We start from the raw sequence: 10,260 nt of genomic DNA on the forward strand, positions 1-10,260 counted from the left end.
GTTTAAACCCCCGGCGGGCTGTGGCGAGCGGCGCAAGAACCAGGCGAATCAACGCGCAACTACGAACCGAGAGGAAGCAGTACATTTGATGTAAAACTTCCGTGTAAACCGTAGGGAATGTGCTGTTTTAAATGCAAGCGCGCTACCGGGCCTTTGGTAATATCGCGAGCATCTAAAATCACTAAGGTCGATCGATGATTAGCTGCATCATACATTAAAAGCAGCAGCCAGCCGTCATCCTCAGCCGTTGCACCTTCAGGCGAGACGCCTGAACCACGGGGAACAAACACCGGTTCCCCCGCAAAACCGCGCGGCGCCGCACTCCAAATTTGCCTTTCACCAGTCACGAAATCAATTTTGAGGATAGCTTGCAAAGGAGCATTTCCAGTGGGAGCATCAGCAGCACCGATGTAAAGATATCGGTAAGGTTGTCCGACATTATTGGGATGCAAAGTGGGAAACTCGCAGCACCGAGTTTCAACAACTTGATGCTGTACGGTTTTGTCTTGCAAATTCAACTTAAACCGCCACAATTCGCCCGCTGGAATGCTCTCAAAATCAACCTCGCGAAAATCGCCGTCTGCTTCTACAGTTGGAAATGATTCGTAACAAACTGAATCCACAAAAACTTCGTCTCCTTCTTCCCATGCGTTGCAGTGGTGGAACACAAAACAAGGTTCGGTTTCTAATATCTTCACCTCGTCAGTGCCGTTGCGGGGAATTAAAATTGCTTGCGTTGGCTTGTTTGGCGAAAATTGAATGCACTGGGATGCACTCCGAAATCCTAACAAGAAAAGCAGCGGATTAAATGAGACGGGATTTTGGAAGAATATGCAGTAATTCGGGGTAATTACCATGTCGTGCAGGAAGGCAAAACCCGGTATTGCATGGGCGTGACGCTGCAAAAGTTTGCCGCTTTCGTCGAATTCGTAAATCGTGATGGTACTCGACAAACCGGGCTTGACAGAAAAGTTTACTAATCTGTCTCCTTTGCCATTTTTCCCTTTTTCAATTCTGGGGTGGGCGGCGAAGGCTTCACCGGGTTGTAAAACGCCGTCTAGGGTGTCTAAGCCGATTGTTTCTAGGGTGCGGGGGTCGAGTCTGTAGGGCTGTGCGGCTTCCCAAAGTGCTAGCAGTTTGTCGCCCCAATAAATGATGTTGGTGTTGGCAATGTTTTTGATTTTGACATCAAAGATGTTGGCTAGCGGGCCCCCTGGCTTTTGTGTTCCGAAAACGCCTCGGTGGAGGATTTTTCCTGCTTTTTGTTCGGCGAGATAGCCTTCTGTGCGGACGAATCGGTTGCGGAAATGGGCGCGGCCTTCGGATATTACGATCGCACAAATCATCCCGTCGCCGTCAAACGGATGGTGGATGCGCTGGCCGTTGACATCTAATAATCCGGGCCCGTTGCGAAAGAATGTGCCTTGCAAGCCGGGGGGGATTTCGCCTTCTATGTCGTCAATCCAGTAGTCGGATTCGTTGGGTTGGGATTCGTAGCCGCGCTGCCAGTCTGTGCGATCGTATGATAGGTTTTGGGCGGCTGTTTGAGGTTGGGAAATCTGTAATTTTTGCATGGGTGTAATAAGCTTTTCTTGATTTAACCGCAGAGAACACAGAGGGCGCAGAGAGAAGGAAAGCCGGAGAATGGGGCAACACAGTTAAATTCATCCGTGTATCTGTGTTTGCCTGCCTTTATTTGCTATCTGCGGTGCGACTTTGTGACCTTACTGTCGGTACTAAGTCGGGAAAGTATTCGGGCATGAAATGCTGTCCGCCTGGTTTGGAACTGCCTGGTTCTGGTTCTAATACGGGAAGAGACTTTTGATTGTTTGGATCGCTGCTTTCTGTACTGTCGGCGGGCAGCCAATTTAAGAAGGGTAGGGGCAGAAGTGTGGACAGGTTTGTGATGACTATTAGCAGCCAGAGGTTATCGAAATTGCGATCGGTAATTCCTAGCAAGTGGGTCAAAAGTGCGCCGCCTTCGTGGGAAATAAGTCCTGCTAAGTTGGTGACTGACATCAACACTGCAAATAAAGTTGCTTCGACGCCGGGGGGACACAATCTGGCGGAGAGTACGAGCACCGGCATATAAGCAATTTGTCCGATTACTGTCAGGATTAGGCTGTCTCCGATGCTGAACCATTGATCGTCAATTCCTAAAGATCGGTTGGCATGAGTTACTAATAATAAAGTAGTCATGCCCAAAGCTGTCGCTATGACGGTTGACCAGCCAAAAATTACTCGAAATGGAACTGTTTTGAGGAAGCGCTGAAACAGCCAGATGCCGGCGAGGGAGGCAATGCTGGTAACGAGGCGCACTCGGCCGAGAAATTCTGGTTGAAAGCCTAATTCGTTGGTGGTGAAAAAGAAGAAGGCGGAGTCTGAGCTTGGGGTGGCTTGCCAGAGGAAGAGAAAGGCTGTGGGCAGCCAAATTGTTTTTTGGGTAACAGCTTGCCGTAGTTGTTTGAATTGGTCTTTGACTGTTTCAAAGTCGGTTCTTTTGTTGGTTTTTTCTTCGGCAATTAACCAAGCTGTTGCTGATACAATTAGCGGGAAAGATGCGGTGATTAAAAAGATAGTATGAGTGCTGAAGTGTTGCAGCAGGGAACCGCTGAGGTAGGCGGTAATTAGTCCGCCGAGGGCTGCAGCGCCCCAAGACAAGGATTGCAGGGAACCGGCGTCGGTAACGGATTCTTTTCTGGCCCTTTCGACTACCAGGGAGTCGGCGATTACGTCGCTGACGGCGAGGGATAGGGAACTCAGGGCGATCGCGCCTGTAGCTGCCAGCGGTGTGTGTACAATTGTTGCGAGGCTCACCCATGCTGACGTTCCCAGCAGCCCGGAGAGGACGATGTAAGGGCGTCTGCGGTAGCCGAATATCGGCAAACCGTCCGACATGAAGCCGAAGACGGGTTTGATAATCCAAGGCAGGGCGACGACGCCCAGCATTGCCGAGACTTCTGCCGGACTCATGCCGAGTTCGTCTTTGAGAAAGAAGCTGACGGCTAAGCGGGCTAGTCCGAGAATGCCTTGGACGAAGTAAATCAGTAAGATGGCTATGAGTTCGGGGGTTGGCTCATTCCCAAAGAATACTTTTTCTTTTAAAGATTCTTTGAGTTTGCTGACGCCGGAGGGGGAAACGAGCATTTGAGCAATATTTCTTAATGAATCTCAATATTTATAACACATTCTTAATGAGTTGGGGGAACTGCCGGAGGTGGGAGGCGAGAGTGGCGGGGATCTGGTAAGTGCTATAAAATTGTATTTATCTTGAATTTAAGCGTGTTTTGTAATAATAAAAACCGAAAAACGAACCGCGAAGGCGCGTTAGGCGAAGCCGCGCGTAAACCCTAGGACGCCAAGCAAGAGAAAGAAGAAAAAACTCACAACTGCGGTCAGCTTTGTTATATGATTATTGACCCTAAAAATGTGCCGGAAATTACGGGTTCTAAGTACCCTCAGCAATTCCAATCTGCTGTTGCGGGGAGAGTTAAAAAACGCTTGGGCGATGCTGCCGGATTGCAGAATTTTGGGGTAAATTTGGTGAGACTTGCGCCGGGAAGTTGTTCTGCTCTCAGGCATTGGCACACTCGTCAAGATGAGTTAATCTATGTTCTGGAAGGGGAAGTGACTTTGATTACTAATTCGGGAGAGCAAGTGCTAAAACCGGGTATGGCGGCGGGTTTTCCGGCGGGAGAAGCAGATGGGCATCATTTATTCAACCGCACGAATGCAGATGTTGTTTATCTCGAAATTGGCGATTCCCTTCGGGATAGCTTCGCTTCACGCACTGATGGTGATTCAGCCAATTATCCCGATGACGATCTAATTGCCAAAGCTAGTGATAATGGTTGGATTTTTACTCGCAAAAATGGCGAGATTTATGAGGATTAAAAATTTATGAGTCAAGTGAATCTTTGGACTTCGGCGGAACACGCTTTGTGGTATCTGGCTAAGGCTGATGGAATTCCTCACCGCACTGAAGGTGAAGCGGTTTTGTTGGAGGAAGTGCCGAAAAATGTGAAGCGAATTCTGGATGTGGGTACGGGAGACGGGCGGTTGCTGGGTCTGCTTAAGTGCGATCGACCAAATGTTGAATGTGTGGCGATCGACTTTTCGCCGACAATGCTGGAAAAAGCCAGAATTCGCTTTGCTGATGACCCAAATGTCACGGTAATCGAACACAATTTTGATGAATCGCTACCGGATTTGGGCAAGTTTGATGCGGTTGTTTCTAGTTTTGCGATTCATCATGTAGCAGACGATCGCAAACGTTCGCTTTACACTGAGATTTTCGAGCTTTTGGAACCGGGAGGCATTTTTTGCAACTTGGAGCACGTAGCGTCCGCAACTCCGGCTTTACATGAGAGATTTCGAGAGGCGATCGGTATTAGCGATTCGCCCGACGATCCGTCTAATAAATTGCTGGATGTGGAAACGCAATTGCGCTGGTTTAGAGAAATTGGTTTTACCGATGCAGACTGTTATTGGAAGTGGCGGGAGCTCGCTTTATTAGTTGGAGTGAAACCTGTTTAGCTGGGGATAAGGACACGGCAGTTCCGTGTCCCTACAAATATTGCATACAATCTGTATGAGTTGCGTGAATTAATTAAATTAAATCCGGGACTTTAGGTTTGATTCGGCGCTCGTACCAGTTCATTAACGGGGTGGAACTAATACCGTGCAGAATCACAGAAAGTACGATCGTTGTAAAGGTAATCCAGGCAATTTTTTCGGCGGTTTCGCCTTTCAAACCGTCACCGAAAGCATAAGTAAGATAATAGATAGAACCGACACCACGAATGCCGAACCAACCGCACAGCAAGCGGCTGGCGGGATGTAAAGAACTGCCGATCGTACTAATCCATGCTCCCACAGGCCGAATTAAAAAAATTAACAATCCACCTACTAAGAGGGAGTATCCTCCATAGGCCAACATAGGCTCTAAACGCAAAAGCGAACCTAATAGTAAAATAGTTGCTACTTCCATTAACTTTTCTATGCGCTCGGTAAAGTGCAGTTGGGAAAGCGGCTTTTCTGGGTTGCGGTAACTCCGCTGCGCGACAATTCCTGCTACAAAAACTGCGAGAAATCCGTAGCCGTTGACTACTTCTGTGAGGGAATATGCGATCAGAATTGTGCTGAGAGCAATGAAATCTTCCATTAATTGATCTGCAGGTTGATAGCGTTGGAGTTGGCGATCGATCCGGGTGACGGCTTTAGCTACTAAAATTCCCATAACGATAGCTGCGCCAATCGCCCAAATCAAGTCAACTGCCGCCCACTTCGCAAACCAGTTCGACCAGTTGTTATCTTTTAGCGCATAAATGCCGAAATAAACAAAGGGAAAAGCTAAAGCATCGTTTAAACCGCCTTCAGATGTTAAACCAAAGCGCAATTCGTCGCGATCGTCTATATCAGCTAACTGAACTTCTGAGGCTAAAACTGGATCGGTGGGAGCCAGAATTGCTCCCAGTAAAATCGCCGGGCCCCAATCTAATTTCACAAACCAATGAGCGACGGCGGCGACCGCAAAAATAGAAATTGGCATTAAAAAACCGATCAGCCGTGCTGTGGAATTCCAGGCCCAAAGTTGGAGCGGGCGATTCATTTTTAAGCCGCAACTGAACAGAGAAACAATAACTACAAATTCTGTAAGTCTTTCTATAAATTGAGCTTCGGGACGCAAGTTAATCAGCTTGGCGCCGTAGGGCCCCAATCCGATACCGACAACTAGATAAATTAAGGCATAAGATATAGGCAATCGCGAAATCCATCCGGAACCCAAGGTGACGGTCAGGAGGATGATGCCAATAGCTAGCAAGTCGAGAATGTAAAGATCCACCATAGGGCTCGCACTTTTAATCATGATTAACAAGTGTGATTTTAACAAGTAAAAGCTTCGGCCGCATCCACCGCCCGCTAGATTCAGCTATCCTCCGAAAGTTGCAGTTTTTATGCTAAATGACTAACAACTCACAACTACTGACTACTGACTAATGACTACTGACTACTGACTTTTTTCAGTAGTAATGATGTGCAAATCTACGTGTTTGAGCGATCGCACTAACTGTTGAGTCAAAGAACCGCGCAGCAACAATCTCCAGCGCGATGGCTGGCTTTCGCCGATCGCAATTTGAGGAAGGCGATAATGTTTAGCTACCTCGGTAATCGCTTTGGCTATATTAGTGCCGTTTACCCGCAAAAAATGCCTGTTAAATTATTGACAGAGTTTCTCACAACTTTCAACGTGCAAGCTTTCTGCTTTTGTTAAAAATCGGTCTGGATCGTTGACAAACACAGCATAAAATGGGGCATTCATGTAGCTCGCAATCCTCGCGCCTCGCCGCAGCAATTGCAAGGAATTCGGATAAGTCGAGGCGCATATTAATACTCGTTCGTGAATGTTGCAAGATTGACTTTTTAAAGTTGCTGCATCGTCTTCCACATTGTCTGCGAATTCTCGCAGGGCGAGTTCTCGCAAAGCGATTAAATGACGGTTTGCCGGGAATTGGCGGTATTGAAGCGTGCCGCCACATTAAACAGCCACATCCAGGAATTCCTGTTTTAATTTTAACATCTCATTCTCACAAATCCTTAATTGAAAGATTGATTAGTGCGGGTGCTCAGGGATATTGCCTCAAGGGAATTGCGGCGGAAACTTTGGTTTTAGCAATTCGATCGGTAGCGGCGGGTGCTTCGTGGTGGGATCAGGCGGCAACTGCGGAAATTCGGGCAGTTTTTGCTAATCCTGAACCTGTGAAAATTGGGTCAAAATCCGAAGTTTTGGAAAATCCGCTGACGAAGCGAGAACAGGAAATCTTGGCTTTAGTTGCGGGGGGGAAAAGTAATCAGGAAATTGCACAAATATTGTACATTGCTCCGGGGACTGTGCGGGTTCACGTGCACGCGATTTTGCAAAAGTTAGAAGTGCGCGATCGCACTCAAGCTGCTGTACTCGCAATTCAGAAAGGATTGGTAGCAGAAGAACTTTTGGCGATCGAACCCTAAAAAAGCGAGTTGTGTACTGGAATTGTCGGTTTTTTAAAGGAATTATTGGCTAAATCCGCCCCTATCAAAAGGCTTCTGTTGCAGGTTCATGGGAAATTAGTATTCGTCTTGATTGTTAATTTTACTCATGACATTGAATTTGTGAATTTGCTAAGGTAGACAGGCCTTAATTTTCCTACCGTCATCTAACCAAAGGTGTATTATGCCAAATTTTATCAGTTCAGTTTTTAGTTCGATCGCCTTTATCGACTCTGCCCTTCCCGATCGCCAAACTCTCCACAACGGTATCGAACCAGCGACAGAAGTAATTATCCTCGATGTGGCGCGGGATGGAGTAGCACAAATCACGGCCGCGCTAGCCAGTCGCAGCAATATCAAAAGCATTCATATAATCTCTCACGGTCGCCCCGCGAGTTTGCTGCTAGGCGCGATCGATCTAAACTTGACAAATTTAAAAACTTATGCTAAGCAATTGCAGCGTTGGTCGCGATCGCTGGCAGACAGTGGAGAGATTTTGCTTTATGGGTGCGATGTAGCGGCGGGGGAGAAGGGCGCTAACTTTGTGCAGCAACTGAGTCAGCTAACTAAGGCAAAAATTGCTGCTTCTCGATCGCCGATCGGCAGTTCGGCTATGGGCGGAGATTGGGAATTAGATTATACAACAGGAGCGGTGTCCTCTGGGCTGGCGATCGACCCAGCCACAAGAGCCGCCTATCAATTTGCCTTCGGTCTAAACTTATTGGGACAAGCAGAAATTCCGGCAAGTACAAATTTTGAAGGAACCCAGGTAGGTGGACTGTCTGGCCTTACCTACGCGGGAAACAACACTTACTACGCTATCTCCGACGGCCGCAATACTGGTGGCAGTCCCGATCCGTCTCGCTTTTACACCGTCACTATACCGAATGTGAGTTCGGGTAGCTTGGCAACAGGAGGAGTGGCTGTTACAGGAGTGAAACTGATTGGCAATCCGCCTCCCTTTGCACCAGATACATCGGATACAGAGGGCATTGGCTTCATCGGTGGCAATGTCTTCGTCTCTTCTGAAGGCAATTTCTCGACAAATACCCAGCCTTTTATCAACAGATTCGACATTGCAACCGGACTTCAAAACCTAGCACTGACTATTCCTTCTCCCAAATACGACGTATCAGTAAATCCTGCCAGCGGCATCCGCAACAATCAAGGTTTTGAAACTCTGACCATTACTCCCAGTCAAAGTTTTCTGTTTACAGCAACAGAAAATGCTCTCAAACAAGACGGCCCGGCTACAGGTACAACGGCTACCATCGGCACTCGATCGCGAATTTTAAGATATAACTTAGCCACAAACACCGCAAACGGAGAATTTCTTTACAACACCGATCCAGGCAATGGCATTTCTGAAATGCTGGCCGTTGATGATAATACGCTGCTGGTTCTCGAACGTTTTTTCAACCCAGCTACACTGTCAGGCGATTTGAAGCTTTATCAAATTTCTTTAACGGGTGCGACTGACATTCAAAGCAATACTGGCTTGATTGCTTCTGGTGTTGCTGGCATTACACCGGTATCGAAAACTCCGATCGCTAGTACTGCTTATTTCCTCAGTGCAGCCTCTCCGCCGCTTGTAGACAATTTTGAAGGGATGACATTTGGGCCTTCTCAAACGGCAACTGGGAAGCGAACGCTCATTCTTGTCAGTGACAACAATTTTGGCTCCCCTTTTCCCCTTCCCACCAGATTCGCAGCCTTTGCAGCCAACAACGCACCTGTACTCAACAACAGCCTAACGCCGATACTAACACCCATTAAGGTAGATGTACCTCCTGCCAGCAACACCGGCACCTTAGTTTCTGCTTTAATTGCAGGTGCTGTTACAGATCCCGACACCGCCGACACTCAAGGAATTGCAGTCACGGCGACAGACAATACTAACGGCAGTTGGGAATATTCAACTGATAGCGGTGCGACTTGGACGGCATTCGGCACCCCGTCAACAGCAGCAGCGAGACTGGTAGCAGGCACTGCCCGCATTCGCTTTGTTCCCAATGCTGACTACAACGGCACTGCCAATATCACTTATCAGGCATGGGATGGAACGACAACAAACTCTGGCAGTAATAATATCCTCACGAACGGCGGGACGGCTGATATTTCGACTGCCAGCAGTATGGGGGGGTTAGCAGCTTTCAGTACAGCCAGCGAGACAGCAACAATTACCGTCGATACGATCGTACCTGCTGCTGCCAATCTAGTTGCTACCAACATTACCGTCGCTGGCGGCACTGCACAAACTTTTACGGTAGATTACAGCGACAATGTTGCTGTCAACAGCAGCAGTTTGGATAATTCAGATATCCGGGTAACTGGGCCGGGCGGATTTAGCCAATTAGCAACATTGGTAAGCTTTACACCGATCGGCAACGGCACTCCGCGCACGGCTACCTATCAGATTGCTGCGCCTGGGGGCAGTTGGGATTTGGGTGACAATGGGAATTATGCGATCGCAATCGAATCGGGCCAAGTTAGCGATATCAATAATAACTTTGTCGCAGCCAGCAACTTGGGAAGCTTTAATGTCAATATTCCCAACCCAGGCACTTTTAATTTTAGTGCTGCCAATTACGAGATCGGTGAAAGCGGGGGTGTTGCGACAATTACCGTGACTCGGACAAGCAATACTAATGTGGCGGCTGATATCAGCTACAGCACTTCCGACGGGACTGCTAATGCAGGCAGTGACTACACGGCAACATCAGGAACCTTAAACTTTGCGATCGGGGCAACAAGCAAAACTTTTACGATTCCAATTAACGATGACACCTTAGTAGAGGAAAGTGAGATTGTTGCGCTTAGTCTGAATAATCCCACAAACGGTGCGAGTGTGGGAGCGCAAAGTACGGCGAATTTGACAATTTTAGATAACGATGTAGCACCAACTCCAACGCCGACAAGTCCGACTCCGACAAGTCCGACTCCGACAAGTCCAACGCCGACAAGTCCAACGCCGACAAGTCCGACTCCGACAAGTCCGACTCCGACAAGTCCAACGCCGACAAGTCCAACGCCGACAAGTCCGACTCCGACAAGTCCGACTCCGACAAGTCCGACTCCGACAAGTCCGACTCCGACAAGTCCGACTCCGACAACTCCAACTCCGACAACTCCAACTCCGACAACTCCAACTCCGACAACTCCAACGCCGACAAGTCCGACTCCGACAAGTCCGACTCCGACAAGTCCAACGCCGACAAGTCCGACTCCGAC

General features: G+C 48.2%; 9 protein-coding genes and 1 pseudogene. 4 read left to right on the forward strand and 6 right to left on the reverse strand.

Annotated features, from left to right (window positions below; all coding sequences use genetic code 11):
• Positions 1 to 59 precede the first annotated feature (59 nt).
• Together QUB26_RS08650 and QUB26_RS08655 are read right to left on the reverse strand one after the other, a co-directional pair.
• Positions 60 to 1,574 (reverse strand): carotenoid oxygenase family protein, encoded by a 1,515-nt coding sequence (locus tag QUB26_RS08650; protein ID WP_333317524.1) that lies wholly within the window; start codon positions 1,572 to 1,574, stop codon positions 60 to 62.
• 118 nt (positions 1,575 to 1,692) lie between these two features.
• The gene (locus tag QUB26_RS08655; RefSeq protein WP_333317526.1) at positions 1,693 to 3,147 is read right to left on the reverse strand and encodes a folate/biopterin family MFS transporter; all 1,455 of its coding nucleotides are present in this window, start codon (positions 3,145 to 3,147) and stop codon (positions 1,693 to 1,695) included.
• A 261-nt stretch (positions 3,148 to 3,408) separates the two neighbouring features.
• On the opposite strand from QUB26_RS08655, the gene QUB26_RS08660 reads away from it, so the two are divergent.
• Both QUB26_RS08660 and QUB26_RS08665 read left to right on the forward strand, forming a co-directional pair.
• Positions 3,409 to 3,894, forward strand: a complete 486-nt coding sequence (locus QUB26_RS08660; protein ID WP_333317528.1) for a cupin domain-containing protein — start codon at positions 3,409 to 3,411, stop codon at positions 3,892 to 3,894.
• Positions 3,895 to 3,900: 6 nt separating this feature from the next.
• Positions 3,901 to 4,536, forward strand: coding sequence for a class I SAM-dependent methyltransferase (locus QUB26_RS08665; RefSeq protein WP_333057219.1), 636 nt, complete (start codon positions 3,901 to 3,903; stop codon positions 4,534 to 4,536).
• 73 nt (positions 4,537 to 4,609) lie between these two features.
• On the opposite strand, the gene QUB26_RS08670 is transcribed toward QUB26_RS08665, so the two are convergent.
• The 3 genes from QUB26_RS08670 to QUB26_RS08680 all read right to left on the reverse strand — a co-directional run bounded on the left by QUB26_RS08670 (position 4,610) and on the right by QUB26_RS08680 (position 6,484).
• A complete protein-coding gene (locus tag QUB26_RS08670; RefSeq protein ID WP_333317530.1) occupies positions 4,610 to 5,848 on the reverse strand; it encodes a sodium:proton antiporter in 1,239 nt (412 codons plus the stop codon).
• 162 nt (positions 5,849 to 6,010) lie between these two features.
• Entirely contained in the window at positions 6,011 to 6,205 is a 195-nt protein-coding gene (locus QUB26_RS08675; RefSeq protein ID WP_333317532.1) for a hypothetical protein, read from the reverse strand.
• 15 nt (positions 6,206 to 6,220) lie between these two features.
• A complete protein-coding gene (locus tag QUB26_RS08680; protein WP_333317570.1) occupies positions 6,221 to 6,484 on the reverse strand; it encodes a hypothetical protein in 264 nt (87 codons plus the stop codon).
• 17 nt (positions 6,485 to 6,501) lie between these two features.
• Between QUB26_RS08680 and QUB26_RS08685 the strand changes: the two genes are divergently transcribed.
• On the forward strand, positions 6,502 to 7,011 hold the full coding sequence (locus QUB26_RS08685; protein WP_445299593.1) for a LuxR C-terminal-related transcriptional regulator: 510 nt from the start codon (positions 6,502 to 6,504) through the stop codon (positions 7,009 to 7,011).
• Positions 7,012 to 7,213: 202 nt separating this feature from the next.
• Positions 7,214 to 9,862, forward strand: a pseudogene (locus QUB26_RS08690) (esterase-like activity of phytase family protein); the annotation flags it as partial.
• Here QUB26_RS08690 and QUB26_RS31950 read toward each other — a convergent pair.
• Entirely contained in the window at positions 9,846 to 10,247 is a 402-nt protein-coding gene (locus tag QUB26_RS31950) for a pentapeptide repeat-containing protein (RefSeq protein ID WP_445299594.1), read from the reverse strand. The pseudogene QUB26_RS08690 and the gene QUB26_RS31950 overlap by 17 nt on opposite strands.
• Positions 10,248 to 10,260: the final 13 nt, after the last annotated feature.

This window comes from Microcoleus sp. B4-C1 (assembly GCF_036705285.1).
GTDB lineage: Bacteria > Cyanobacteriota > Cyanobacteriia > Cyanobacteriales > Microcoleaceae > Microcoleus.